This window comes from Corallococcus sp. EGB, from assembly GCF_019968905.1.
GTDB lineage: Bacteria > Myxococcota > Myxococcia > Myxococcales > Myxococcaceae > Corallococcus.
This window is the reverse complement of record NZ_CP079946.1, coordinates 1,923,552-1,947,643: the sequence shown is the minus strand read 5'-3', so window position 1 is coordinate 1,947,643 and position 24,092 is coordinate 1,923,552. Positions and strand designations below refer to the sequence as shown.

Here is a 24,092-nt window from a genome sequence, read left to right as displayed (position 1 = left end):
CCCAGGCCGCATCCACGCGCGCGGCCCTCTGCCTGTCCGCAGGAAACGGTAACCACCCCACCGCACGGGGCACCCCACCCTGATGGCTTGCCTGGATGCGCGCCCGCGCGGGCAACAAGGCAGGTGGATCCGCTCAGGCGGACAGGGACGACGGCATCGCCTGGGGACGGTCGGGCAGCAGCCCGCGCGTCTGGCGGTGTACGAGCGACGCGTAGTAGCCGCCGTGGCGCATGAGCTCCGCGTGCCGCCCCTCCTCGGCGATGCGGCCCTCCTGGAGGACCAGGATGCGGTCCGCGTCCACCACCGTGGACAGCCGGTGCGCGATGGCGAAGGTGGTGCGGCCCTTCATCAGGCGGCCCAGCGCCTCCTGCACCAGCGCCTCGCTCTCCGCGTCCAGCGCGCTGGTGGGCTCGTCCAGCACGAGGATGGGCGGGTCCTTGAGCAGCGACCGCGCGATGGCGATGCGCTGGCGCTCCCCGGCGGACAGGCGGCTGCCCTTCTCACCCACCACGGTGTCGTAGCCCTGCGGCAGCCGCTGGATGAAGCCGTCCGCGTGCGCGGCGCGGGCGGCGGCCTCGATCTCCTGCTGCGAGGCCTCCGGCCGGCCGTAGGCGATGTTCGCCCGCACGCTCTCATTGAAGAGCAGGCTGTCCTGGAGCACCACGCCGATGTGGCGGCGCAGCGACATCTGCTTGAGGGAGCGGACGTCCTGCCCGTCGATGCGCACCGCGCCCCGCACGGGGTCATAGAAGCGGCACAGGAGGCTCATCAGGGTCGTCTTGCCCGCGCCGCTGGGCCCCACGAGGGCGACGGTCTCTCCGGGCCGCACCTTCAGGTCCACGCCGCGCAGGAGCGGCCGGCCCTCGCCCGCGCTGGAGGGATAGGCGAAGTGGATGTCGGAGAACTCCACCTCGCCCTTCACGCCCGTCACTTCGTGCGCGTCCGGGGCGTCCCCCAGGTGGTCCTGCGCGTCCAGGATGGAGAACACCTGGTGCATGGCCACGGACGCCGTGCGCAGCGTGCGGTACACGCCGCTCAGGCCCTGCACCGGGCCGAAGAGCCCGCCGATGTAGCCCAGGAACGCCACCAGCGTGCCGGTGGTGATTTCGCCCTTGAGCACCAGGAGGGCGCCCATGCCGACGGACGCCACGCGCGCCACCATCACGATGAGGTTCTGGCTGCCGCTCACCACGGCGTCGTAGCCCACGCCCCGGACGACGACGGCGTTGGCCTCGCGCACGCCGTGCAGGAAGCGCTGCTTCTCGCGCTCCTCCATGGCGCAGCTCTTCACGGTGACGATGCCGGAGAGCACCTCGTTGAAGCGGGCGTAGATGCTGGCCCAGCGGTCCATCAGCGTCTGCTCGCGCTTCGTCTGCACGGGCGCGGCCCTGCGCGCGATGAGCACGGGGAGGGGCGCGAACGCGAGCGCGAGCAGCGCCAGCCGCCAGTCCAGCCGGAGCATGATGATGACGGAGAGCAGCAGGTAGGCCGCGGCGGGCACCACGTTGAAGGCCAGCTCCGTGATGGCGCCCACGAAGCCCTGCATGCCCCGGTCGAGCCGGGTCATGATGGCGCCCACGCCCTCCTCGCGGTGGAAGCTCAGGGGCAGCGTGTGCAGGCGCGTGACGGTGGCCTCGTTGAGCGAGTAGTGCACGCGGATGCGCGTGCGCCAGGTGAGCCAGTTCGCCGTGGAGCCGAGCGCCTCGCGCGTCAGGCCCATGAGCACCAGGCCCGTGACGCCCAGGAGCACCGCCCGGACGGCCCCCTGCGCGCCCAGCTGGTCGAAGATGTGCTTGAGCACCAGCGGCTCCAGCGCGCTCAGCGCGGAGCCTGTCAGCACCAGGAGGAGGATGAAGACGACGGCGCGGCGGTGCGGCTTGAGCCAGGCCATCGCGCGGGACACCGATGCGGGAGGGACAGGAGGACTCTGCATGAGCGCCAGGAACGCGCTGCCCGCCCCTCCCCTTCCGCTCGGCCTTCGGGGCTCAGGCGTAGAGGCGGTCCAGCGCGGCGGCCACGTCCACGAGCCGCTCGGCCTCCGCGTCGAAGCGCTCGCCGTTCGCCAGCCGGGCGGCCCATGCCACGGCGGCCCGTCCGCCCCAGGCATCGGGGGGCGCGCTCAGCCGCTCGCGCCGCGTGCCCTGGAACAGGTCCGCGGTGAAGTCGTAGAACGAACCGTCCACGTTGCGGAACGCGGCGCCGCCCCGCGTGCCGTAGAAGGCCGCCTCGATGACCGCGTCGCACCCGGCGGGCAGGTTCCACGAGCAGGCGAGCTGCACGGTGGTGCCCGTGCCCAGGAGGAGCTGCGCGGCGGCGAAGTCCTCCACGTCCTCGCGCGAGGCCAGGGGGTGCCCTCCGGCGAAGCGCCGGGAGGACACCGCCTCCACCGCCGGGAAGCCGAGCGTCCACAGCGCCAGGTCCACCAGGTGGATGCCCAGGTCCATCACGCAGCCGCCGCCCGCCTGCTTCGGGTCGTAGAACCACGCCTTGTCCGGGCCGTACGCATTGTGGAACACGAGGTTCACGGCGTAGACGTGGCCCAGCGCGCCCGCCCGGATGCGCTCGTGCAGCTGGCGCACGCCGGTGGTGAAGCGGTAGCTGAGGTCCACGCCCAGGAGCCGGTTCTTCGCGCGGGCCACGTCCACCACGCGGCGCACCTCCGGGGCCGTGCGGCCCAGCGGCTTCTGGCAGAACACGGCCACGCCCCGCTCCAGCGCGCGCAGGGACTGCTCCGCGTGCACCGCGCTGGGCGTGGCGATGACCAGCCCGTCGAGCCCCAGGTCGAGCAGCGCATCCAGCGACCCGACACACTTCGCGCCGGGAGCCAGCGCTCGCGCCTCGCGGGCCGCGTCGGCGGAGGGGTCGCACACGCCCACCACCTGGACCTGCTCCGAGCGCACGATGGCCTCCATGCGGTTGCGGCCAATCCAGCCCACGCCCAGGAAGCCGACGCGGGGCTTCGCTCCAGGGGCGGCGCTCATGGGGTGACAAGCCCCTTGAGGAAGCCCTCCGGACGCGAGCGCAGGGCCTCGAAGGCGCGGTCCATCTGCGCCAGCGGGAAGGGCGTGAAGAGGGGGAACGGATCCACCCGGCCGGAGGCGACAGCATCCACGGCCATGCGGATGCCCTCGACGTAGACCTTCGGGTCGCGTTCGTGGGCGTTGATGACATCCAGCCCGCGCCAGTTCCACAGCTGCAGGTTCACCTGCCGGGGGCCGTCCTGGTGGTAGCCCGCGATGAGCAGCTTGCCGCGCACGCGAGTCAGCTCCGCGGCGAGGTCCAGCGGCCCCTGCGTGCCGACGGCCTCGATGACGCGGTCGCAGAGGGCGTCGCCGGTCAGGGCCTTCACGCGCTCGATGATGCGGTGAGGGTCCTCCAGGGGGATGCACTCGGCGGCGCCCTGGCTGCGAGCCACCTCCAGCGCCCAGGGCCTGCGGGCGATGGCGAGCACCCGGGCGCCCGCGTTGGCCGCGAGCCGCGTCACCACCGCGCCCAGGAAGCCGATGCCGATGATGGCGACCGTCTGGCCCGGCTGGATGTCCGCGCGCCGGAAGATGTTCATCGCGCAGCCCAGGGGTTCGCCGGGGAATGGCTTGCCCGCGAGCGACGGCGGCAGCACCACGGCGGAGGCCGCGTCCGCCAGGTCGTACTCGGCGAAGGCGGCCGAGGAGAGCATGGCCACGCGGTCGCCGGGTTTCAGGCTGGAGACGTCCGGGCCCAGCGCGTCCACCACGCCCCAGCCCTCGTGTCCTGGAGCGCCGGGCGGCAGGGGGTAGCGGAACCACTCGCGGCCTTCCCACACGGGGAGGTTGGAGCCGCAGACGCCGCAGCCCTCCATCCGCACCCGCACCTGGCCGGGGCCGGGTTCAGGCAGGGCCACGCGCTCCACGCGGATGCCCCGAGGTCCGCCCACCACCGCCGCCCGCATCGTGCCCACCGCCGCGCCATCCATGGACCGCCCTCCCCGGAGAATCGCCCCAAGCTAGAACCGCGCCCGCCACACGGGACCCGGCGCCAGGGGGCTGGACGCTGTGGACTCGCCGCCACTCGGGGGCTCAGCGCACGGCTTCCAACACACCGGCCGCGTGCCGCACGAACGGGGGCACGGGGAGCGACACCTCCGGCCCCACCACGAGCCGCTGCTCGCGGGACACCACCGCGCCCGTCACATCGTTCCACCAGGTGACGCGGTACTCACCGGGCGCGAGCCGCAGGCGCACCTGGGCTCCGGACACGGGCTCGCCGTAGCCCTCCTTCGCGCCCATCACCCACAGCGCGAGGAGTCCCGGGCGGCCCATGGCCCAGGCCCGCGTGCCGGCGGGGGACACCGCGGGTGGCTCCCGCGGCAACAGCGGCGGTCCCGGAGACAGCCGTGCGAGGTAATCCGCCAGCACGCGGAAATGATGACCGCGCTCCGGCGTCATCGGCAGGTCGGAGTCCTCGGTGAAGGGCGGGGCGCTGTGCGCGAGCACCCCCGCGCCACAGAAGGTGGTGACCCAGATGCCCACGTGCGTGTGGTCATACGTCCGGCGGTCGTCGCCGCCGTAGCCGAACTCTCCCAGGAGGATGGGCTTGTCGTAGCCCCACGTCTCCGCCACCTTGCGCGTCAGCTCCGCCGCGAGCGCATGCACCTCGTAGAACTCCTTGCCGTAGAGGTGCCATTGCAGGAGGTCGTCCTGTGGGCTCGCGTACCAGGGGCGCTCATCGCCCTCGACGTTCCAGTGCAACCCCACCGAGCCCACCGAGACGAGGTGTCCATACGGATCCTCCGCGTGCCACGTCGCCGCGAGCCGCTCCGCCCAGGGCATCCACGTCGCCTCGCCGATGTTGCCGTCCCACTCCGGTTCGTTGAGCAGGTCCACGGCCAGCAGGGCGGGTGACGCGCCGAAGCGCGCGAGCACGTAGCGCAGCCGCCGCTCGGCCAGCTCCGGCCGGGCGAAGAAGTCCCTGGGCGTGGCGGAGGGACCGCCGCGCGCGGTGCTGTAGGGGTTGTCCTCCCAGCTCTTCCACGTCTCGCCGGGCGTGAAGCCCACCGCGAAGAGGGTGAGGATGACCTGGAGGCCGTGCCGTTCCGCCGCGTCGAGGATGGCGTCGTAGCGGGCGGCGGCCTCCGGGTCGAAGACGCCGGGCCGGGGCTCCAGACAACCGGGCTGGGCGCCGGGCACCGGCTCCTCCTGCTCGCAGTCGGTGAAGATGAAGACGCGCAGGGTGTTCATCCCGCGCGCGGCCATGCCCGCGATGTAGTCGGTGGCGGACAGGCGTCCGTAGTTCCAGGTGGGGTCGTAGACGTTGAAGCGGTTCTCGCCCAGCGGCAGGAAGGTCGTGCCGTCCTCCCAGGCCAGGTGATGCGTGGAGACCGTGCTCCGGCGCACGAAGCCCCGGCGCGGCGAGGGCCGGGACAGGAACCGGCCTGACGCGACCTCGCGCGTTCCCGCCTGGACGCGGTAGCGGTACTCGCCCACCTCCTGGGGCGTGAAGCGCACGCGGAAGCCGCCGCCCGTCACGGGGAAGCCGCCCACTTCGATCTCCCGTCCGGAGGGCGCCACCAAGCGTGCGCGCACGGGGATGTCGTCCGGGGCGCTCGTGCTGCCGGGGACGGTGAAGCCGACCTCGAACCGGGCGAAGCGCTCCACCTCCTGGATTGGAGCCAGGGTGGCGGGCGGAGGCCGGGAGGCCGCGCAGCCCGCGAGCAGCAACATCCACAGCCACACCGGCCAGCGCCTCGTGAATGGCCCCATGTCCCTCCCCCTCTGTGCTGGCGCCAATCAGCGGGCCGAGCGCCCGGGGTTCGCTCCAGGCCGCCCGGCCGTCCCTCACCGCGGGGCGCTATCTTTCCTCCGCGGCCTCGCGGCCCTGGAGCAGAAGGGAGTGCGCATGCGCGTGAAGGAGCGGGAGCTCAACCTCGACTGGGTGACGCCGCTGCTGGCGGTGGGCGGAAGCTATCCCATGGATGCGGCGGCGCATCTGGCCCAGAAGCTGGGCGTGCGTCATGTGGTGGATGTCCGGGTGGAGTGTCGGGACGACGAACAGGTGCTGCGAAAGCACGGCATCACGTTCCTGCACCTGCCCACGGTGGACATGCGAGCCATCCAGCTGAAGATGCTCCACGACGGAGTCGCATGGGTGCGCGAGCGGCTTGCGAGGCGGCAGAAGGTCCTCATCCACTGCGAGCACGGCATCGGGCGGAGCGCGCTGCTGTCGTTGTGCGTGCTGGTGGATCAAGGCATGGAGCCGCTCGAAGCGCTGGAGCTGGCGAAGACACGGAGGCCGCGCGTATCACCCAGTCCGGAGCAGCTGAAGGCCTTCATCACCTACATGCAAGACGTGAGCGAGAGGACGAACGTCGCCTGGACGATCCCCACGCTCGAAGCCCTGGGCACCATCGCGTACCGGCATCTGCGTGCGAGCATGGAAACGACGGGCGGAAGCTGAATGGCATGCTGGTCTACGGCGACCACCCGCGAACGCTGCCGCCCGCGGAAGTCCTCGGAGCGCTGAAAGTCCGCCTGCGGCGGCTGGACACGCTGCCTCCGGGGCTCGAATGGCACGCGGAGCTGGTGACCCTGTTCATTGAAGCGAGCGTGCTCGCGCAGGGTCTGCTCGATGCGGACGCGGAGGCCGCGGGTGAGGACGAAGCAGGTCCCGGGAGCCAATCCTGGCTCGCGCTGCCTCTGGCACTGGCGAAGCTCCTGGCGGAATCGTGGACAGGCGTCACCCGACAGGTCACGGCATCGCTCGAGCGGAGTGAGACCCGGGGGCAGAGCCCCCGGCCCATCCCGTCCGAATCATTGAACCAGGGCCCATGGTCCACCCTGCCCGAACCGGCGGAACAGGGCGTACGGGCCACGAAGTTCGAATCTCTGGGCTTGAGTTCACCACCCCCATGGCCCGAATCGCTGCGACAGCAAGTCCTGCCCACGCGTCCCGAATCAAGGGGATGGAGCGTCCGGCTCACGCGTCCCAAATCGAGAAAATGGAGCGTGCGACTCACGCGGCCCGTGTCGAGAAGATGGAGCGTCTGGTTCGCGCAGCTCGAATCGCTGCATCAGCGCGTCCCATCCACGCGGCTCGAATCAAGGGGATGGAGCATCCGGCCCAAACACTTCGCATCGCTGCGATTGAACGCACGGCCCACGCAGCCCGAATCACTGCGACTGAACACACGGTCCACGCAGCCCGAATCACTGCGATTGAACGCACGGCCCACGCAGTTCGAATCGCGACAACATCCCGCGCTGCCCGCACTGCTCGATTCCCTGAAATGGAGTGCCCTACGTGCGCTGCTCAAATCCCTGGGACGGAGCAGCCTGCCCACGATGCTCCCCCTCCCGGAACGGGACAGCCTGCCCGAACTGCTCCAATCGCAGGAACAGAGTGCCCTGTCCGCACTGATCAAATCGCTGGAACAAAGTGCCCTGTCCGCACCGATCAAATCGCTGGAACAAAGTGCCCTACCCTCGCGTGTGACGCTCAAGGAGCCGGAGGGCTACGCGCACTTCGCGCTGTACCCGGAGCTGTACCTGGAGGCCGTGCGGTCCGCTCGGCTCGCGGGTTCGACCCGGGTGGTGGGCGTGCGCAGCATCGGCACCGGGCTCGCGTGCATCATTGCCTCGGGCCTTGGTTCGGACATGCCGCCCGTCACGGTCCGTCCCGTGGGCCCTCCGTTCGAGCGCCGTCTGTGTCCAGGCCCCCGGCTCACCCGCGAACTGGAAGCCATGGCGAGCGCGGACGCGGTCGCCATCGTGGACGAAGGCCCTGGGCTGTCGGGCAGCTCCTTCGGCGCGGTGGCGGATTTCCTGGAGGTTCGGGGCATGGCCCGCGAGCGGCTGCACTTCTTCCCCAGCCACGCGGGCGCTCCAGGTCCGATGGCCAGCGAGCATCACCGTACACGCTGGGCCCACGTCCACCGCCACCCGCCGGACTTCGATACCTGCGCGGCACGACTCGCGTCCTGGGTGGAAGACCTCACGGGGCCGGCCATCGGCCCGCTGGAGGACATTGGTGCGGGAGCATGGCGTCGGCACCTCTTCCCGGATCCACGAGACTGGCCAGCGGTTCACGTCCAGCAGGAGCGTCGCAAGTACCTGCTGACCACGGAGCGCGGCACGTTCCTGCTCCGATTCGCGGGCCTCGGCGTGCCCGCGGAGCACCGGGTCCACCGGGCACGTCAGCTCGCGGAAGCCGGCTTCACGCCTCCCGTCCTGGGACTGCGCCACGGGTTCCTCGTGCAGCCCTGGATGAAGCGGTCTCGTCCTCTGACAGTCGCACGCGAGCAGGACCGCACCGCGCTACTGGGACAGGCGGGGCGCTACCTCGGCTTCCGAGCACGCTCCTTCTCCGCGCCGGAGCCCGGACGTGGAGCCTCCATGTGCCGGCTGCTGGAGATGGCGCGCTACAACACCGCCCAGGCCCTGGGCGAAGGACTCGCGCGAGCCCTCGACGCATGGACGCCCCACCTGGCAGCGCTCACACAAGCCGCGCGGCCCGTGGAGACAGACCACAAGCTCCATGCCTGGGAATGGCTCATCCTTCCCGGAGGTCCGGTGCTCAAGACGGACGCAGTGGACCATCACGCCGGGCTCGACCTCGTGGGTTGTCAGGACGTGGCCTGGGACATCGTTGGCGCCGCCGTGGAGCTGGAGCTGAGCGAACCCGCGCTCGCCACGCGCGTCGAGCACAACTGCGGCCATCGCGTGTCCCCGGGGCTGTTGCGCTTCTATCGGCCCTGCTACCTCGCCTTCCAATGCGGTCATCACACCCTGGCCGCGGCCGCACTGGAGAGCGTGGTTCCCGAAGAAGCCACCCGGCTGCACGCTGCCGCGGCCCGCTACGCCACGCGACTCAGAGAGGTCCTGAACAGGTCGCCCGCAATGTGTTGACCCACCTTTCGGCGCAAAGTCCTTCGCGAGGATGCGCGCATTGCGAAGCGCAGCGGTGATCCGCCGACGTTGTGCCTGCGCAGGTAGCCACGAAGGTCCACCAAGGCCAGGACCAGAAATAGACCCCGGCCATGTGATTGCGCGGACAGCCATGCATGACCAAGGGCAGCGCCCGCCGGGCACGCTTTCCGAAAACCTGTCCGACTGTCCGACAGGTCTACGCCGCAGGACGCCCGCCCAGTGAACCTGTCCGATTGTCCGACAGGTCCACGCCGCGCGATGCCCAAGCCCGTGCCCCCCCTGTCCGACTGTCCGACTGGGTCAAGTTGCACGATGCTCAATCCCATGAACCTGTCCGACAGGTTTACGCCGGACGACGCTCGGGCCCATGAAGGTGTCCGACGAAGGTGTCCGACACTCGGACGGGCTTGCGCGACACGAAGGCCGAGTTTGCGAACGTGTCCAGCTGTTGGAGGGGTTTCGCAGCACGAGGAATGACGCACGAGCTTGTCCGACTGTCGGACAGACTTTCGCCCGATGACGCCTGGGGCCGCGCGCTTGTCCGACTGTCGGATGGGTCTTCGCCACATGACAACAGGGGCCGCGCGCTTGTCCGGCTGTTGGACTGGTTTTCTCAGTCTGAAACCCGTGCCCCAGACGTGTCCGACAGTCAGACCGGTTTTCACCGCATGAGGTCAAAGTCCTCGAACCTGTCCGACAGTCGGACAAGTTTTCGCAGCCCGCGCCCCGGGGCCGCGTCGGTGACGTAGGCAATTCGGACGGTGGGCACGTGCTTCGATGTCAGACCCCTGTGGTTGGATGGCGATGCTGGGGCGAGGACGAGGAAGGGGATGGAGATGGGGCGGGGTGGACTCGTGGCGTATGTCGAGACGGAGTTGGAGCGCGATATCGCTCTGGGACGATTGCCGCCCTGCGGGCAGTTCCCCTCGGAAGCGGAGTTGGCGCGTCGCATGAAGGTGTGTCGGGGCACCATGCGCGAGGCGCTGCGGCGGCTGGCGGCGCGGGGCCTGGTGGTGCAGCGCTCCGGCCGCAAGACGCGCGCGGTACCACTGGATGAGTCGCTGACACTGGAGAACCTGGGGCTGGCGCTGCATGACGCGCGCTCGCCGGAGGCCCGGTGGCTCCTGGAGGGCTACTTCAGCCTCCGGCGGCAGGTGATGGTGGAGCTCCTCGTCGACTGCTGCGTGAAGGCCTCCGAGCGAGACCTGGACTCGCTGGGGAGGCTCTGCTTCGGGCTCTGGGACGCGGCGAAGTGGGAATCGGGAGAGCAGTGCGCCCAGGTGGAATTCGAGCTGCTGCGGCTGGCGGCCCGGGTGGCGGAGCGGCCCGGGCATGTGCTCCTCGTTCAATCCCTGCATCGTGCCTTCCTGGGCGGCCCGGCCCGACTGCTGTCCTTCATGGAAGGGGAAGCACTGCGCCAGTGGGTCATTTGCGCGACGGATGCCCTGAGGGAGCGTGACACGCGGGCGCTCCAACAGGACCTGCCCACGCTCATGAAGGCTTGCGATGAGCGCTTGCTCGAACAGTTCGCGCCCGCCCCCTCGGAGCCCGCATCCCTTGAGGCCCTTCGCGTCGCGCCCCACCGCATTGATGCCCCCGTGTCAGCCCCCACGCAGGATGAAGCACAGGAATCACTTCCCCGCGTGGAGGAACGTGCCCCTGGCCGGATGGAACCGGTCGCCGAGCTGGGCCGTGCACTGGAGGCTGCTTCTGGCGTCGGGGCATGGAGCCCTGGCGGCGGTGCGCCTTCCACCGAGGTCGCCGAAACGCTCGGGGTTGCCCAGGACCTCCATTCGGAGGCCCCTGACAGCAGACCACGACGGGCATCCGCCACCACCGGGCCATCCGAGTGCGAAACCCTTGGAGAATGTGCCACGACCGCGCTGGGCGTGGCCCCGGGAACCCTGGCCGACTCTCGGACGGATGGGGTTCAGCCCGAGGCTTCCCCCACCTGCGATCCCGAGCCGGGGCACATGGTGCGAGGCCCCCGGCACGGCATCCAGAACCGACTGGTCCGGTGGACCGCGCGCCTCTGGGGTTCCGTTGCCTGCACCCTCGGAGCACGTGCGCATGCCCGCCGTGCCCACGAACTGCTGGCGGCCTACTTCGCGTAGCGCCGGGTCATCCTCGCGCAGAAGTCCGCGTATTCCTCCACATGGTTCGGCGGACTGGTGTGGTGCGCGGCCATGCCGCAGGACTCCGGGGTGAAGCAGTAGGTGAGCGTCACGTCGAAATCCTCCAGCGCGCGCATCTGCCGGTCGAACCACTCCTCCGCTCCGGGCCGGAGGCTGTCCGCCCAGCTCAACCCCGTCCGCAAGCGGCGCACCCCCAGCTTCTTCAACCACGCCACGGCATCATCCAGCCGCGGGTCCTCGAAGTGGAACCACTGACAGATGCCCAGCTCCGGCGTGTAGTCCGCGAAGTGGCGCAGCGCGCGCTTGGGGGTGCCGTCCTCGCGCAGCAGCCCCATGTGGAAGTGCCGGTAGTACGAGGACCCTTCCGCCTCGCGGTGGCGCGTCGTCGCGGGCCACGTGGCGGGCAGGTCATAGAGGCTGTACCAGTGGACCCGCTCCACCCGCCCCAGCAGCAGCTCCGCGGTGCGCCGGAGGCCGAACTGCTGCACCTCCTCCGCGCCAAAGGAGGACACCCCCACCTCCGTGACCCACACCGGATGGCGGGACACCGCGCGAACCTCCGCGATGCGCTGGGGCCATTCGTCGATGGGCCAGTGGTTCCAGTCCAGCGGGAAGCCATGCACCGCCACGACGTCCACCGCGTCCAGAACGCCCTGCCGATCCAGGTGCTCCAGGAAGCCCGGGTCGATGGGCGACATGCCCCCCAGCACCCGGGGCAGGAGCGGGTACTCCGCGCGGACCGCCTCCCCCGCCAGCCGCACCATCCTCGAATAGATGCGCCAGTCCTTGTCGAGCTCGAAGTCCCAGTGGGACTTGTTGTTCGGCTCGTTCCAGAGCTTCACCGCTTCAATCATCGCCCGCCCCCTGCCATCCAGGGTGTGCAGCGCACGCGACCTTTCAAGGCAACCGCCCCCCAGGGGCATCCCCGCGCCCGACGGCCACCCCCTCCCCAGAGGGCCCCCTGCCCATGAAGTACGAAAGGCTTCGTTGACATCTACGAAATCGTTCGTATACGTATGCGCAGGGAACCTTAGAGGCGAGAGGGAGCCATGAGCCGAGGAAAGCCGCCGCGACCCACGGATGCCGAACTGGCCATCCTGCGGGTGCTGTGGGACCAGGGGGCACGCACCGTGCGTGAGGTCCACGAGACGCTCCAGGACGGGAGCGGATACACCACCGTCCTGAAGACGATGCAGATCATGACGGAGAAGGGGCTGGTGACGCGCGACGAGTCCCAGCGCGCGCACGTCTACAGTGCCCGGCTCCCTCAGGCGAGCACCCAGCAGCAGCTGGTCGCCGACCTGATGGACCGCGTGTTTGGCGGCTCGCCGGGTCGGCTCGCCCTGCAGGCCCTGTCCACGAAGAAGACATCCCCCGAGGAGCTGGCGGAGCTGCGCCAGCTGCTGGATTCGCTCGAGAAGGAGTCGGAGTCATGAACGGTCTCGTCCTGGAAGCGGTGGGTTGGGCGCTCGTGCACCTGGTGTGGCAGGGGCTGCTCGTGGCGGCGGCCCTGGCGCTGGCGCTCCGGTGGGTGGGCCGGCGTTCGGCGAACCTGCGCTACGCGCTGGCATGCGGCGCGCTGGGCATCATGCTGGTGCTGCCGGTGGCCACCGCGTGGCGTCATGCCTCGCGTGCGGTGGACACGCGCCCGGTGCGCACGGTGGCCATCGCGCGGACCTCCGCGTCCGTGCAGCACCCCGTGCCCCGTCCCCCTGTGATGATGCCCACGCCGAGCATCCTGTCCGTGAGGGAGACCGCGTCGCTGCCCCGGCTGGACGAGCTGTTCCAGCAGGTGGGCGAGCGCCTGCCCTGGCTGGTGCTGGCGTGGGGACTGGGTGTGGCGGCGTCTTCGCTGCGCCTGCTCAAGGGCTGGGTGGGACTGCGGCGCCAGGTGGATGAGGCGGTGCACGCGTCGCGGGAATGGCAGCAGCGGCTGGAGGTGCTCGCGCGGCGGTTGAACCTCTCGCGTCCGGTGCGCCTGCTGGTGTCGCCGAAGCTGGATGTGCCGTCCACGCTGGGCTGGCTGCGGCCGGTGGTGCTGGTTCCCGCCGCCACGCTCACCGGGCTGTCCGTCCGGGAGCTGGAGCTGGTCCTGGCCCACGAGCTGGCCCACATCCGCCGTCACGACTTCGCGGTGAACATGGTGCAGACGCTGGTAGAGACGCTCCTGTTCTACCACCCGGCCGTGTGGTGGATGTCCCAGGTCATCCGCGTGGAGCGGGAGAACTGCTGTGACGACCTCGCCGTGCGACAGGGCCCCGGCGCCCTCCCCTACGCCCGAGCCCTCACCGCGCTGGAGGCGCTGCGGCTGCAAGGCATGGGCGCCAGCGGTCCCGCGATGTCCGCGCTGGGCGGTTCACTGAAGGACCGCGTGCGGCGGCTGGTGGTGGCGCCTGCGTCGCGGTGCTCGTCGCACTGGGCGGCGGGGGTCTCCATCGTCACGCTGGCCAGCAGCCTGGCCCTGGCGGCTCCGCTGACGGCGCTCGCCGTGCAGCCCGCGAAGGCGCACGGGGCGAAGGCCCCGGTCGCCTCCGCCGGGAGCAACGAGCCCACGACCTCGGCCCATCCGGGGGGCGGCACGTCCGTGGACCCGACGGGCTCCGCGCCGATGTCCTCACCGACCGGTTCCGCGTCCACGTCGATTGCGACCTCCGTGCCGCCCGCCAGCGCCCAGGCCGCGCCAGTCGCTTCGTCGGCGTCCGCGCGGCTTGCGGGTCTTCCGTCCGCTCGGAGCTCCGCGTCGGCACCGCTCGCCGCTCCTACGGGCACTCCGCTCGCGGTCGTCGCGGCGGCTCCCGCTCCGGCGTCCGCTTCCGCGCAAGTCAACGCCGCGGCATCCGGCCCGAAGCCGATCCCCGCGCCTGTCGCTGCGGCAGCTCCGGCTCCCGCGTCCGCACCGGCCCCCGCGCCCTCCGACAAGGCGAAGGCCCGCGCGGAGAGGAAGGAGTCGGACGACGCCGACGAGAAGACCCGCGTGGGCGTGGATCCGCTGAGCGTGGAACAGCTCGTCGCGCTGAAGGTCGCGGGCGTCACCCCGGAGATCGTCGAGCGCGTGTCCGCCATGGGCTACGCGCCCACGGTGGACACGCTGGTGGGCTTCCAGCACGCCGGCATCACGCCGGAGTACGTGAAGGCCATGACGGACCGCTTCGGCCGGTCCATTCCCACCAAGCAATTGGTGGCCATGAAGCACCTGGGCGTCACCCCGGAGTGGCTGGGCCAGATGGCGGCCCTGGGCTTCGGAAAGGAGGACTCCGACGACCTGCTGGCCGCGAAGGCGTTGGGCATCAACGCCACCTGGCTCAACGAGCTGAAGGCCGCGGGCTTCGGCAACCTGACGCTGGATGAGGCCACGCAGCTGCGCGCGCTGGGGGTCGACGCCCACTTCCTGCGCGAGCTGGAAGCCGCGGGCGTGAAGCCCACCACCGTGGATGAAGTGGTGCGCCTGCGCACCAGCGGCGTGGACGCGGACTTCATCCGCCGCATGCAGAAGCCCAAGAAGTAATCCCCCTCTCACTCTCCCAAGCGGCCCCACCGCGTGCTCCCTCCCGAGCACGCGGGAGGGCCGCGCCTTGCCGAAAAGGAGTCGCCGTCATGACGTCGCGCCTGTCTCCGTGGCTCACCCTGGCCGTGATGTTCCTCGCCCTCCCCGTCCTCGCCGCCGACGCGCAGCGCACCGGCACGTGGGGCGCGTCCGTGAAGGAGCAGCAGCTGTACCTGTCATTGCATCCCAAGGACCGTCCCGATTCGCAGCACGGCTTCTCCGCTCCCCTGTCCGACTTCCAGGGGCTCTCCACGGCGGACGGAAGCAGCGCCCCCTTCAAGCTGGTGCGTGAGGCGGGGACGTTCGACTTCGAGGGCCGCTTCAACGACGGACAGGGCGTGGGCACCTGGCGCTTCAGCCCGGACGCAAGCTTCCCGAAGAAGCTGGCGGACCTGGGCATTCCCAAGCCCGACGCGGACGAACAATTCCTCCTGGCTTGCGTGAACGCCGGCCTCCAGCGCGTCCAGGGGCTCGCGGCGGTGGGCCAGAAGGTGACCACCGTGGATGAGCTGGTCCACGTGGGCATCTTCAACGTGACGCCGGAATACGTCCGGGCCATGGCCGCGGAGGGCTACCCGAAGCTGACGATCCAGCAGCTGGTGAGCTCGCGCATCCACAACGTCACGCCGGAGCGCATCCAGGGCTTCGCGGCGCTGGGCTTCAAGGGCCTGCCGATGGACACGCTCATGTCCATGTCCATCCACGGCGTGACGCCGGACTTCATCCGCGAGATGCGCGGCCTGGGCTTCCCGGACCTGAGCGCGGACAACCTGATCTCCATGCGCATCCACGGCGTCACGCCCGCCTTCGTGAAGGAGATGCGCGGCCTGGGCTACACGAACGCCACCGCGGACGACTTCGTCTCCATGCGCATCCACGGCATCGACTCCATCTTCGTCCGCTCGATGTCGAAGCAGCGCAAGTAGCCTTCATTGCCGTGCCACGACGTCCTCCACCAGCGGGGGCGGCCCGCCGCCGTCCGGGCCGCCCTGGCGGATGACGGGGAGCTGGCCGCGCTTCTCGTAGATGGCGTATCGCACGGACTCGAGGTCGCCCACGCCCTGCTGGCGCAGCAGGCTGTGCAGATCCTCCGCGGTCAACCCGCACCGCCGCAGCTCCCGCCCGCGCACCTCCCCTCGCGTCACCAGCACCCGGGGAGAATGGTCAATGAGCCGTGCGAAGCCGGGACGGAACCGCAGCCACATGAGCAGCCGGTGCGCGGCCAGCAGGGTCACCAGGGTGATTGCACCCTCCAGGTAGCTGGTCGTGTCCGCGTTCGGGACGCGTCCGACGATGGCGCCCACGGCGACGGCCGCGACGAAGTCAAAGGGTGACATCTCCGCGAGCGTCCGACGCTCCCCCAGCCCGGAACCCCGCGATCGCGGTGACGTAGAGCAGCAGGGCCTTCAGCGCCGTCCAGCCCAGCTCACCGCCGCCGCCAAACAGGTGGGACATGGCTTCCTCCCTCGGAAGCCCCCACTCCACCGCCCCCGCCTTGGCCCTTGACGTCGCGGGCCCCAGGCGCTAACACTGAACCAAATGGTTCAGTCTCAAGCCGCCCTCGACCGTACCTTCGCGGCGCTGTCGGACCCGACGCGCCGGGCCATCCTCCTGCGACTGGGGGGCGGGGCCGGTGCGTCCATCGGCAGCCTGTCCGAACACTTCGAGATGACGCTCACGGGCTTCCAGAAGCACGTGCGCATCCTGGAGGAGGCAGGGCTCGTCACGACGGAGAAGGTCGGACGGGTGCGCCACTGCAGGCTCGGGCCCAAGCGGCTGGAGGACGTGGCCAGGTGGATGGACACGTACCGGACCTTGCTGGAGCAGCGCCTGGATCACCTCGAGGACTTCCTCGAGCGAACGAAAGGAACACCATGACGACCCAAGTCGCGAGTTCACCCAAGGCCCTCGTCACCCAGACCTCGGAGCGGGAGCTGCGCATCGAGCGCATCTTCAACGCGTCCCGAGAGCGGGTGTGGAGGGCGATGACCGACCCTGCGCTCGTCGCCCAGTGGTGGGGCCGGGGCAACAAGGTGGTCGTCGAGCGCATGGACGTCCAGCGCGGCGGCCACTGGCGCTTCGTCGAGCACGCGCCCGACGGCAGCACGCACGGCTTCGAGGGGCGCTACCGCGAGCTGAAGCCCATGGAGCTCATCGAACAGACCTTCGAGTGGGACGGCGCGCCCGGCCACGTGACCGTGGAGACGATGACCCTGGAGGACCTGGGCGACGGGCGCACGAAGCTCGTCACCCGGTCGCTGTTCCACACCGCCGAGGACCTCCAGGGCATGGTCGGCGCCGGCATGGAGCAGGGCCTCAACGAGACCTACGCGGCGCTCGACAGGCTGCTCGCGCGGCCCCACTGAGCCGGGGGTTCACTTCGCGTTCCGCAGCTCCTGCCAGACGGGGCGGTAGTCGTAGGTGGCGTACATCTCCGTGCGGAACGCGCCCCACGCGCCCTTCTCGAGGGCCAGGTTCACCGTGCGCAGCTTCTCTGGCGGGAAGCGCAGCGTGACGACCTGGCCCACGCCCATCATCACGTACCAGGACACCACCTCCACGCCTTCCGGCGGGAAGTTCTTCCGGAAGCCGGTGCGGTCCAACTGCGCGTTGATCTCCTCCAGCGTCTTCGTCTGGTCGTGCCGGAGGAAGACGGTGAGCATCACCACGCCGTCGCCCTGCGGAGGCCTGGGCGCGGCCGCGGGTGGCCCGGCGTGTCCTGGCAGCGCCAGCGTCAGCGCGGCGATGAGCGTCAGGGCCACCCGGCCGGCGGAGGGAAAGCGGAAGGGCTGCATGCGTCGGCTCCTCGAGCGTCAGGGAAGGTCGCCAGCGCCATGAGGCGCCGTCACGGGCGGGCCATTCTGCTCCCTCCGGGCGCCGCCCACGGCCTCCTGCTGGAGCTTCCAGCGGCGCGAAGTGGCGTGAACCGCACATCCCGTCGTCCTTCACTCCGTCGTACCTTCCTCATGCTTTTCGGTGTATCCCTGGCTCCCCCCCAACGGGCTTCCCCCCCTGCCCGGCCCACAGGAGCGCAGCCATGCACCACAGCCGACTCAGCACGTTCGTCATCGACTGCAAGGTCGAGGACCTCGACGCCGCCGCACGCTTCTGGAGCGGGGCGCTGGGGCGGGCGCTGAAGCCAGTGGATCCGGGCTCGCCCACGTACCGCGAGCTGGAGGTGAAGGACCACGAGCCCATGCTGCTCATCCAGCAGGTGGAGCACGAGAGCCGCATCCACCTGGACATCGAGTCGGACGACCTGGACGCGGAGCTGGAGCGGCTGGAGGCGCTGGGCGCGAAGCGCATCGCCTACGTGAAGCGCTGGTGGGTGATGGAGTCCCCCACCGGGCAGCGCTTCTGCATCGTCCGCCCGCAGCGCGGCCCCCTGGAGGGCCGCGCCAACGTGTGGGACGGCGAGGGCCGCTGAGGCGGGCGCCCTACCCCGCCCCCAGCGCGGCCTGGAGCAGGTCCACCAGCCCCGGCCATTCCTCCGCGGACAGCCACAGCCCCTCTGGCGCGTGCGCCGCGGTCATCATCAGCGAGGAGGACTCGAAGAGGCGGGCCGCCAGCGCGCCGTCTCCGGGCAACCTCCCCTCCACCCGGAGCACCTGTCCGTCCCAGGCCAGCTCCGGCGGCAGCAGCCGGCGCGCCAGGGCCTGGAGCGTGGCCTTCCCGGCCCCCGTGCGCAGCGCGCCCATGAGCAGGGAGGACGCGCCCGGGGAGCCCTCCAGCTCCACCCGGCCCGGCGTGGCCAGCCACAGCGTGTAGCGCCCCCGGGCCAGCTCCACGCGCTGGGGGGTCGTCTCCACCCGCAGCTTCCAGCCGCGCACGTCCAGCCGCAGGTCGTACACGGTGGCGCCGCTGTCCCAGCCGCGCAGGGTGAGCCCCTTCACGCGGCCCAGCACGCCGCGCGACAGGGCCTCCACCCGCGCGTGCGACAGGCGCACCCGCCGGCCCCCCACGTCCACCGCCACCTGGTTGGACAGCCCCTCCGGCAGGGCCCGGGCCCACGCGAGCACCCCGTCCAGCATTCCGGTCAACGACTGCCCCGCCATCGCGCGTCACCCTCCTGCGAGGCCCGCCTTCCCGCCTCCCGGCGTGGGGCACCCGACGGGCGCACAATGGGGGACGCGGGCCCCCGGTGCAAAGCGCACGCGCGGTGCTACGGTGCGCCCCCGTGTCCCAGAGCGAATCCCTGTCGGAGCGGGTGGAGCGGTTGGAGCTGCCCTTCAACGAGTACGGCGTCGACCCGTACGGCATCTCCAAGAAGCACCTGAAGCTGGCGCTGGAGTTCTTCGCCTTCCTCTACCGGAACTACTTCCGGGTGCGCTGCACCGGCGTGCAGCACATCCCCCGGAAGGGCCGGGGCATGTTGGTGGGCAACCACTCCGGCGGCGTCGCGGTGGACGGGATGATGGTGCTCACCTCCACCATGCTGGAGATGGACCCGCCGCGGCTCGCCCAGGGCATGGTGGAGCGCTTCATCCACAAGTTCCCCGTGGCCTCGCTGTGGGCCAGCCGCACCGGCCAGTTCACCGGCCTGCCCGAGCACGCGGTGCGCCTGCTGGAGGACGACCGGCTCCTGATGATTTTTCCGGAGGGCGCCCGCGGCACCGCGAAGCTCTACCCGGACCGCTATTCGCTGGTGGACTTCGGCACGGGGTTCATCCGGCTGGCGCTCCAGACGCGCTCGCCCATCATCCCGTTCGCCTTCCTGGGCGGCGGCGCGGCCATCCCCACGGTCACCAACGCCTACGCGCTGGGCAAGCTGCTGGGCGTGCCGTACGTGCCGCTGACGCCGTACCTGCTGCCCCTGCCCCTGCCGGTGGGGTTGGAAATCCACTACGGCGAGCCGCTCCTCTTCGAGGGCACGGGCGACGAGGAGGACCACATCATCCAGGGCTACGTGGATCAGGTGAAGGCCCGCATCCAGCGGCTCATCGAGGACAATCGCGCCGAGCGCAACCTGCGCCGGGCCCGGAGGCTGTTGCCATGAAGGTGTTGATCGCGGGCATCTCTGGCGGCATCGCGCGCAGGCTGGCGCACAAGCTGCGCGACAGCGGCCATGAAGTGGCCGGCATCGACATCCGGCCGTGGCGGGACGCGCCCAGGGACATCGAGGTCCACGCGGTGGACATCCGCAAGCGCGCCGCCGAGGACGTCTTCCGCCGCTGGAGGCCGGACGCGGTGATCCACATGGCCACGGTGACGGCGTTCACCGTGCAGGGCCGCGAGCGCGGCCGCATCAACCTGGACGGCACCAAGGCGCTGTTCGACCACTGCGCGGCGCACGGCGTGAAGCAGGTGCTCTTCGTTGGAAGGCACACGTTCTACGGCGCGGCGCCGGACTCGCCGCTGTACCACTCCGAGGACGAGCCCCCGCGCGCGCTGGAGGCCATTCCCGAGCTGGCGGACCTGGTGGCCGCGGACCTGTACGCGGCGACGGCGCTGTGGCGGCTGCCGGACGTCACCACGGCCGTCCTGCGGCTCGTGTACACGCTGGGCACGCCAGGCACGGGCACGCTCGCGAACCTGCTGCGCGGCAAGCGCGTGCCCATGGTGCTGGGCTACGACCCGCTCTTCCACGTGCTCCAGGAGGAGGACGTGGTGACGGCGCTGCAGCTGGCGCTGGAGAAGAAGGTGCGCGGCATCTTCAACGTCGCGGGGCCCGCGCCCATCCCGCTGTCGGTCATCATCAAGGGCACGGGCCGCACGCCGGTGCCGCTGCCCTCCCCGCTGTTGTCGGTGCTGATGGGGCGCGCGGGCTTCCCCCGCCTGTCGGTGGGGGCCACGGACCACCTGCGCTACCCCATCGTGGTGGACAACAAGCGCTTCCTGGAGGCCACGGGCTTCCACGCCGCCTATGACGAGGGCCGCATCCTGCGCGCCTACGCGGACTCGCTGCCGGTGGACCGGGCGGTCCATGGTGGCTGAGACCGTGGGCGCGCCGTCCGCCGCCTCGCCGGGCCTGTTGCGCCGGGTGGAGGCGGTGGTGTTCTTCACCGTGTTCCTGGACCTGGTGGGCTTCGGCATCGTCATCCCGATGCTGCCCTTCTACGTGCAGTCCATGGGCGGCTCGGCGCGCACGGTGGGCATCCTCCTGGGGTGCTTCAGCTTCACGCAGCTGCTCGCCACGCCGCTGCTCGGGCGGTACTCGGACCGGCACGGGCGGCGGGCGGTCATCCTGCTGAGCCTCCTGGCGAACGCGGTGGCGATGGCGCTGTTCTCGCTGGCCAGCTACCACCGGATGCTGCCGCTGTTGTTCGCGTCGCGCATCCTGGCGGGGGCGACGTCCGGCAACATCGCCGCGTGTCAGGCGGCGCTCGCGGACGTGACGACGAAGCAGACGCGCGCCCGGGCCATGGGCCGCATCGGCGCGGGCATTGGCCTGGGCATGGTGCTGGGGCCCACGCTGGGCGGCCTGTTCTCCGGGCTGGGCCCGTGGGTGCCGCCGCTGCTCGCCGGAGGCCTGGCGCTGGTGGGCTTCCTGGGCGCGCTGCTGGCGATGCCGGAGACGCACCCGGTGGAGCAGCGCATGGAGACGAAATCCCAGACACGCTGGGCCGCGCTGAAGGACTCGCCCCGGCGCAAGGCATTGGGGATGGTGCTGGGGCTGTTCTTCGCGGTGTTCCTGTCCATGACCACGCTCCAGGTGGCCTTCGCGCTGCTGGTGCAGGCGCGGCTGGGCTGGGGCTCCAAGGAGGTGGGCTACACCTTCGCGGTGGTGGGCGGGCTGGGGCTGGTCATCCAGGGCGGGCTGATTGGCCCCCTGGCGCGCGCGGTGGGCGAGTTCCGGCTGCTCATCGCCGGGGCGCTCCTCCTGGCGTGCGGCATGGTGGGGATCGCGCTGTCGCACCAGGCGATTCCGATGATGGCCGCCGTGGTGCTGGTGGGTGGGGGAATGGGCTTCCTGCAGCCATTGATTTCGAGCCAGGCCTCGCAGGTCGCGCCGCAGGCACAGCAGGGCGCCGTGCTGGGTCTGGCGCAGTCGTGCGGGGGACTTGCCCGCACGGTCGGTCCGGTGGCGACGGGCTGGATGTATGCGTCGTGGAGCACCCAGGCCCCCTTCCTGACGGGCATGGTCGCGGCGCTCGCGGCGGCGGGATTGGGGGTCCTTCTCCATCGGGAAACCGGGGACGACACAGGGCGCTAAAGCCTTTCAGACCCACCCGGGTCCCTTCCTTCCCGGCAACCCGCTACCTCCTTTGGGGGGCTTGTCTTCGCACGACCTGCGGGAGCAGGCTTTTGCTCACGAGGGGCGGTGAAGCCTTCACTCCCGGGGGGTAGTGCTTGCCATTGGCGGGGGAAGTCGCGCTGCTGGATGCGTTGGACCGCCAGGCCCGGCGCCGGGCGGAAGGCATCGCGACGCTGAGCGTGTTGGAGGGGCCGGAGGCGCTGGGGGGGACCCTCTGGGAGCGGTGGGCGGCGCGGCAGGGATTGACGGTGGTGGAGGTGTCCGGGGAGGACCCGCGAACGGCGGCGCTGGAGTGGGCCCGGGCGCTCGCGACGGCGCGGGACCTGGGGGCGGACGCGGAGGCGCTGGCGACGTTCAGCCTGACGGCGGCGAATCCCAGACATGCGCCTGTGTTTCGGGGAAAGACAGCGCATGAGCGGCGGGTGCTGCTGGAGGCCTTGCCGCCGCCCGCGATGTTGCCGGAGGCCACCTGGGCGCTGTGCCGGGAGCTGGTGATGGGGCGGGAGGCGGTGGCGCGTGGCGCGCTGCCGGACGCGGTGAGCACCGCGCTCCAGAAGAACCTGAACGCGGGGCTGCGCGCGTTGCATGCACTGGTGCCGCCCGGGAAGGCGCCGGTGGTGCGGGTGCCCGCGGGGGCGGCGCCGTCGTGCCGGGGGCTGCGGGTGGCGGAGGTGTTGAGCAACGCGGTGCCGGCGCTCGCGGTGGCGTGCGTGGTGTCCAGCGAGGCGCTGGGGGCGTTCCTTTCGGGCGGGGAGACGCGGCTGAAGGCGCTGGTGCGCGAGGGCGTGCTGGAGATTCCGGCGGAGCCCTCCGAGTCCTCGAGCGCGGTGGCGGCGCTCCGGAAGTTGGAGCGCGACGGCGCCTCCGACGCGCAGCGGGTAAGCGCCGCGGAGGTGGCGCTGGCGGTGCTGACGGGCGCGGGCGCGGCGGGCGCGGACCGCGCTCGGAGCAAGGCGGAGGCCTATCTGCGCGACCGGCTGGAGGAGCACCCGCGAACTTCTGGGCTCTTCGAGCTCAACGCCCGGCTGCATCCCGGGGACAAGCGCTCCTGGGAGGTGGACCTGCTGTGCCGGCGCTTCCGCATCGCGGTGGAGATCGACGGCTACTACCACTTCCAGGATCCGGAGCGGTTCCGCCGCGACCGGCGCAAGGACCTGGACCTGCAGCGCGAGGGCTACTGGGTGTACCGGCTGCTCGCGAACGACGTGCTGTCCCAGTTGGAACACATCCTCCACACCCTCGACACGTTGATTGAAGCCCGCGGGCGCGAGCTCGCCGGGCGGGAGCCACGACATGGACACCGACACTCCTGACACCCGGCTCCGGGGCCTGGCCCTGGCCTGGCTGGCGACGCGCTCGGAGAAGAAGGCCGGCACGCGCAATGAGTTGGCGAAGACGCTGCATGCCTTCGTGGAGCACCGCTGGAGCCGGGGTGAATGGACCGGGCGGTTCGACGCGCTGCTGACGGAGCTGCTGGACGGCAAGCAGGTGGAGGCCCGGGGCCGTTCGGGGCTCGCCCTGACGGGGCCGGGGCGTCAGCAGGCGCTGAAGTTCCTGCGGGTGGACTCGCCCAAGGGGCTCACGTGGAAGCGCGTGAAGCAGCAGCACCTGCTGGCGAAGGGACTGGGCGTGCCGGGCTCCAAGTCCGCGCTGGGGCGCCTGGCGGACGCGGACGGAGTTCGAGCGCTGGTGCTCAAGCGGGCGCACGAGGTGGAAGGGCCGGAGACGCCGACGCTGGCGCAGGTGCGCGACCGGCTGTTGTGGCGGCAGCTGGGCGTGGAGACGGATGAGCCGTTCTCGCTGCGCGCGGTGCAGGCGCACCTCTTGGGCAAGCTGCTGGAGCAGGAGGTCCGCGACCCGAAACGCGGCGTGGAACAGCTGGCCGCCCGCGCGGTGGGGGCGCCGCGGGTGGACGCGGAGGTGGTGCGGATGGCGGCGCTCCGGAAGTGGGTGCTGTCGGAGGACGCCGCGGCTCCGGCGCACGCGCCCGTGGAGGCGCCCGTGAAGTCAGCGCCCCCGGCGCCGCCCGTGGGCTCGGCCTCGTTCGCCCGGAGGGTGCTGGACGCGGCGAAGAGCGTCCCGCCCACGGGCCGCTTCGGTGACAACAAGGTCTTCATCTCGCACGTGTGGAAGGCGTTGCAGCCGGAGTGGGCGGACCGCCCGGCGTTCAACGAGGCGCTGCTCGAAGCGAACCGCGCGCGTCAGCTGTCCCTGGGCCGGGCGGACCTGCTGGCGGCCATGAGCCCGCGGGACATCACCGAGTCCGAAGTGCGCACCGTCGGCGCCACCTTCCACTTCGTCGTCCTCTAGCCGGATCC

General features: G+C 70.9%; 23 protein-coding genes. 14 read left to right on the top strand and 9 right to left on the bottom strand.

Annotation, left to right across the window (positions count from 1 at the left end):
- Positions 1 to 133 precede the first annotated feature (133 nt).
- From KYK13_RS08095 to KYK13_RS08080, 4 genes are all read right to left on the bottom strand, one after another.
- Complete coding sequence (locus KYK13_RS08095; protein ID WP_223643358.1) at positions 134 to 1,891, bottom strand: ABC transporter ATP-binding protein; 1,758 nt, start codon at positions 1,889 to 1,891, stop codon at positions 134 to 136.
- A gap of 94 nt (positions 1,892 to 1,985) precedes the next feature.
- Positions 1,986 to 2,981, bottom strand: coding sequence for a Gfo/Idh/MocA family protein (locus KYK13_RS08090; protein ID WP_223643356.1), 996 nt, complete (start codon positions 2,979 to 2,981; stop codon positions 1,986 to 1,988).
- Complete coding sequence (locus KYK13_RS08085; RefSeq protein WP_223643354.1) at positions 2,978 to 3,952, bottom strand: alcohol dehydrogenase catalytic domain-containing protein; 975 nt, start codon at positions 3,950 to 3,952, stop codon at positions 2,978 to 2,980. Before KYK13_RS08085 ends, KYK13_RS08090 begins: the two co-directional genes overlap by 4 nt.
- Positions 3,953 to 4,055: 103 nt before the next feature.
- Positions 4,056 to 5,738, bottom strand: a complete 1,683-nt coding sequence (locus KYK13_RS08080; protein WP_223643352.1) for a cellulase family glycosylhydrolase — start codon at positions 5,736 to 5,738, stop codon at positions 4,056 to 4,058.
- Between the two features lie 136 nt (positions 5,739 to 5,874).
- On the opposite strand from KYK13_RS08080, the gene KYK13_RS08075 reads away from it, so the two are divergent.
- The 3 genes from KYK13_RS08075 (at position 5,875) to KYK13_RS08065 (ending at position 11,014) form a co-directional block, all read left to right on the top strand.
- The gene (locus KYK13_RS08075) at positions 5,875 to 6,432 is read left to right on the top strand and encodes a dual specificity protein phosphatase family protein (RefSeq protein WP_223643350.1); all 558 of its coding nucleotides are present in this window, start codon (positions 5,875 to 5,877) and stop codon (positions 6,430 to 6,432) included.
- Positions 6,433 to 6,437: 5 nt separating this feature from the next.
- The gene (locus KYK13_RS08070) at positions 6,438 to 8,879 is read left to right on the top strand and encodes an aminoglycoside phosphotransferase family protein (protein WP_223643348.1); all 2,442 of its coding nucleotides are present in this window, start codon (positions 6,438 to 6,440) and stop codon (positions 8,877 to 8,879) included.
- A gap of 851 nt (positions 8,880 to 9,730) precedes the next feature.
- On the top strand, positions 9,731 to 11,014 hold the full coding sequence (locus tag KYK13_RS08065; protein WP_223643346.1) for a FadR/GntR family transcriptional regulator: 1,284 nt from the start codon (positions 9,731 to 9,733) through the stop codon (positions 11,012 to 11,014).
- Here KYK13_RS08065 and KYK13_RS08060 read toward each other — a convergent pair.
- A complete protein-coding gene (locus KYK13_RS08060; RefSeq protein ID WP_223643344.1) occupies positions 11,002 to 11,889 on the bottom strand; it encodes a glycosyl hydrolase in 888 nt (295 codons plus the stop codon). The two genes, KYK13_RS08065 and KYK13_RS08060, sit on opposite strands and share 13 nt — an antisense overlap.
- 195 nt (positions 11,890 to 12,084) lie before the next feature.
- Here KYK13_RS08060 and KYK13_RS08055 point away from each other — a divergent pair, with 195 nt between their 5' ends.
- From KYK13_RS08055 to KYK13_RS08045, 3 genes are all read left to right on the top strand, one after another.
- Complete coding sequence (locus KYK13_RS08055) at positions 12,085 to 12,471, top strand: BlaI/MecI/CopY family transcriptional regulator (RefSeq protein WP_223643343.1); 387 nt, start codon at positions 12,085 to 12,087, stop codon at positions 12,469 to 12,471.
- Positions 12,468 to 14,540, top strand: a complete 2,073-nt coding sequence (locus KYK13_RS08050) for a M56 family metallopeptidase (protein ID WP_223643341.1) — start codon at positions 12,468 to 12,470, stop codon at positions 14,538 to 14,540. Before KYK13_RS08055 ends, KYK13_RS08050 begins: the two co-directional genes overlap by 4 nt.
- A gap of 89 nt (positions 14,541 to 14,629) precedes the next feature.
- On the top strand, positions 14,630 to 15,505 hold the full coding sequence (locus KYK13_RS08045; protein WP_223643339.1) for a 4-hydroxy-3-methylbut-2-enyl diphosphate reductase: 876 nt from the start codon (positions 14,630 to 14,632) through the stop codon (positions 15,503 to 15,505).
- A gap of 3 nt (positions 15,506 to 15,508) precedes the next feature.
- On the opposite strand, the gene KYK13_RS08040 is transcribed toward KYK13_RS08045, so the two are convergent.
- Complete coding sequence (locus tag KYK13_RS08040; RefSeq protein WP_223643337.1) at positions 15,509 to 15,916, bottom strand: DUF421 domain-containing protein; 408 nt, start codon at positions 15,914 to 15,916, stop codon at positions 15,509 to 15,511.
- A complete protein-coding gene (locus KYK13_RS38830; protein WP_255654226.1) occupies positions 15,903 to 16,034 on the bottom strand; it encodes a hypothetical protein in 132 nt (43 codons plus the stop codon). The genes KYK13_RS08040 and KYK13_RS38830 overlap by 14 nt, the downstream gene beginning before the upstream one ends.
- Positions 16,035 to 16,118: 84 nt before the next feature.
- Between KYK13_RS38830 and KYK13_RS08035 the strand changes: the two genes are divergently transcribed.
- Together KYK13_RS08035 and KYK13_RS08030 are read left to right on the top strand one after the other, a co-directional pair.
- Positions 16,119 to 16,457, top strand: coding sequence for a helix-turn-helix transcriptional regulator (locus tag KYK13_RS08035; protein ID WP_223643335.1), 339 nt, complete (start codon positions 16,119 to 16,121; stop codon positions 16,455 to 16,457).
- Complete coding sequence (locus KYK13_RS08030; protein WP_223643333.1) at positions 16,454 to 16,945, top strand: SRPBCC family protein; 492 nt, start codon at positions 16,454 to 16,456, stop codon at positions 16,943 to 16,945. Before KYK13_RS08035 ends, KYK13_RS08030 begins: the two co-directional genes overlap by 4 nt.
- 9 nt (positions 16,946 to 16,954) lie before the next feature.
- On the opposite strand, the gene KYK13_RS08025 is transcribed toward KYK13_RS08030, so the two are convergent.
- Positions 16,955 to 17,374: a hypothetical protein gene (locus tag KYK13_RS08025; RefSeq protein WP_223643331.1), complete on the bottom strand. Its 420-nt coding sequence runs from the start codon at positions 17,372 to 17,374 to the stop codon at positions 16,955 to 16,957.
- Between the two features lie 242 nt (positions 17,375 to 17,616).
- Here KYK13_RS08025 and KYK13_RS08020 point away from each other — a divergent pair, with 242 nt between their 5' ends.
- The gene (locus KYK13_RS08020; RefSeq protein ID WP_223643329.1) at positions 17,617 to 18,006 is read left to right on the top strand and encodes a VOC family protein; all 390 of its coding nucleotides are present in this window, start codon (positions 17,617 to 17,619) and stop codon (positions 18,004 to 18,006) included.
- A gap of 10 nt (positions 18,007 to 18,016) precedes the next feature.
- Here the strand turns inward: KYK13_RS08020 and KYK13_RS08015 are convergent, their stop codons facing one another.
- Positions 18,017 to 18,634: a hypothetical protein gene (locus tag KYK13_RS08015; RefSeq protein WP_223643327.1), complete on the bottom strand. Its 618-nt coding sequence runs from the start codon at positions 18,632 to 18,634 to the stop codon at positions 18,017 to 18,019.
- A 122-nt stretch (positions 18,635 to 18,756) separates the two neighbouring features.
- Between KYK13_RS08015 and KYK13_RS08010 the strand changes: the two genes are divergently transcribed.
- From KYK13_RS08010 to KYK13_RS07990, 5 genes are all read left to right on the top strand, one after another.
- On the top strand, positions 18,757 to 19,575 hold the full coding sequence (locus tag KYK13_RS08010; RefSeq protein WP_223643325.1) for a lysophospholipid acyltransferase family protein: 819 nt from the start codon (positions 18,757 to 18,759) through the stop codon (positions 19,573 to 19,575).
- Entirely contained in the window at positions 19,572 to 20,513 is a 942-nt protein-coding gene (locus KYK13_RS08005) for an SDR family oxidoreductase (RefSeq protein WP_223643323.1), read from the top strand. The genes KYK13_RS08010 and KYK13_RS08005 overlap by 4 nt, the downstream gene beginning before the upstream one ends.
- Entirely contained in the window at positions 20,503 to 21,732 is a 1,230-nt protein-coding gene (locus KYK13_RS08000; protein ID WP_223643322.1) for an MFS transporter, read from the top strand. Before KYK13_RS08005 ends, KYK13_RS08000 begins: the two co-directional genes overlap by 11 nt.
- Before the next feature lie 143 nt (positions 21,733 to 21,875).
- Positions 21,876 to 23,087, top strand: a complete 1,212-nt coding sequence (locus tag KYK13_RS07995; RefSeq protein WP_304504101.1) for an endonuclease domain-containing protein — start codon at positions 21,876 to 21,878, stop codon at positions 23,085 to 23,087.
- Positions 23,068 to 24,084, top strand: a complete 1,017-nt coding sequence (locus KYK13_RS07990) for a hypothetical protein (protein ID WP_223643320.1) — start codon at positions 23,068 to 23,070, stop codon at positions 24,082 to 24,084. The genes KYK13_RS07995 and KYK13_RS07990 overlap by 20 nt, the downstream gene beginning before the upstream one ends.
- Positions 24,085 to 24,092: the final 8 nt, after the last annotated feature.

Excerpts from the sequence above, each read along its gene's own strand:
- KYK13_RS08095 (WP_223643358.1), bottom strand. The coding sequence starts at position 1,891 with ATGGCCTGGCTCAAGCCGCACCGCCGCGCCGTCGTCTTCATCCTCCTC.
- KYK13_RS08065 (WP_223643346.1), top strand. The coding sequence starts at position 9,731 with ATGGAGATGGGGCGGGGTGGACTCGTGGCGTATGTCGAGACGGAGTTG.
- KYK13_RS08035 (WP_223643335.1), top strand. The coding sequence starts at position 16,119 with ATGGTTCAGTCTCAAGCCGCCCTCGACCGTACCTTCGCGGCGCTGTCG.
- KYK13_RS08050 (WP_223643341.1), top strand. The coding sequence starts at position 12,468 with ATGAACGGTCTCGTCCTGGAAGCGGTGGGTTGGGCGCTCGTGCACCTG.
- KYK13_RS08060 (WP_223643344.1), bottom strand. The coding sequence starts at position 11,889 with ATGATTGAAGCGGTGAAGCTCTGGAACGAGCCGAACAACAAGTCCCAC.
- KYK13_RS08045 (WP_223643339.1), top strand. The coding sequence starts at position 14,630 with ATGACGTCGCGCCTGTCTCCGTGGCTCACCCTGGCCGTGATGTTCCTC.
- KYK13_RS08000 (WP_223643322.1), top strand. The coding sequence starts at position 20,503 with ATGGTGGCTGAGACCGTGGGCGCGCCGTCCGCCGCCTCGCCGGGCCTG.
- KYK13_RS08030 (WP_223643333.1), top strand. The coding sequence starts at position 16,454 with ATGACGACCCAAGTCGCGAGTTCACCCAAGGCCCTCGTCACCCAGACC.
- KYK13_RS08075 (WP_223643350.1), top strand. The coding sequence starts at position 5,875 with ATGCGCGTGAAGGAGCGGGAGCTCAACCTCGACTGGGTGACGCCGCTG.
- KYK13_RS08015 (WP_223643327.1), bottom strand. The coding sequence starts at position 18,634 with ATGGCGGGGCAGTCGTTGACCGGAATGCTGGACGGGGTGCTCGCGTGG.
- KYK13_RS08040 (WP_223643337.1), bottom strand. The coding sequence starts at position 15,916 with ATGTCACCCTTTGACTTCGTCGCGGCCGTCGCCGTGGGCGCCATCGTC.
- KYK13_RS08080 (WP_223643352.1), bottom strand. The coding sequence starts at position 5,738 with ATGGGGCCATTCACGAGGCGCTGGCCGGTGTGGCTGTGGATGTTGCTG.
- KYK13_RS08020 (WP_223643329.1), top strand. The coding sequence starts at position 17,617 with ATGCACCACAGCCGACTCAGCACGTTCGTCATCGACTGCAAGGTCGAG.
- KYK13_RS07990 (WP_223643320.1), top strand. The coding sequence starts at position 23,068 with ATGGACACCGACACTCCTGACACCCGGCTCCGGGGCCTGGCCCTGGCC.
- KYK13_RS08085 (WP_223643354.1), bottom strand. The coding sequence starts at position 3,952 with ATGGATGGCGCGGCGGTGGGCACGATGCGGGCGGCGGTGGTGGGCGGA.
- KYK13_RS08025 (WP_223643331.1), bottom strand. The coding sequence starts at position 17,374 with ATGCAGCCCTTCCGCTTTCCCTCCGCCGGCCGGGTGGCCCTGACGCTC.
- KYK13_RS38830 (WP_255654226.1), bottom strand. The coding sequence starts at position 16,034 with ATGTCCCACCTGTTTGGCGGCGGCGGTGAGCTGGGCTGGACGGCGCTG.
- KYK13_RS08005 (WP_223643323.1), top strand. The coding sequence starts at position 19,572 with ATGAAGGTGTTGATCGCGGGCATCTCTGGCGGCATCGCGCGCAGGCTG.
- KYK13_RS08070 (WP_223643348.1), top strand. The coding sequence starts at position 6,438 with ATGCTGGTCTACGGCGACCACCCGCGAACGCTGCCGCCCGCGGAAGTC.
- KYK13_RS08055 (WP_223643343.1), top strand. The coding sequence starts at position 12,085 with ATGAGCCGAGGAAAGCCGCCGCGACCCACGGATGCCGAACTGGCCATC.
- KYK13_RS08090 (WP_223643356.1), bottom strand. The coding sequence starts at position 2,981 with ATGAGCGCCGCCCCTGGAGCGAAGCCCCGCGTCGGCTTCCTGGGCGTG.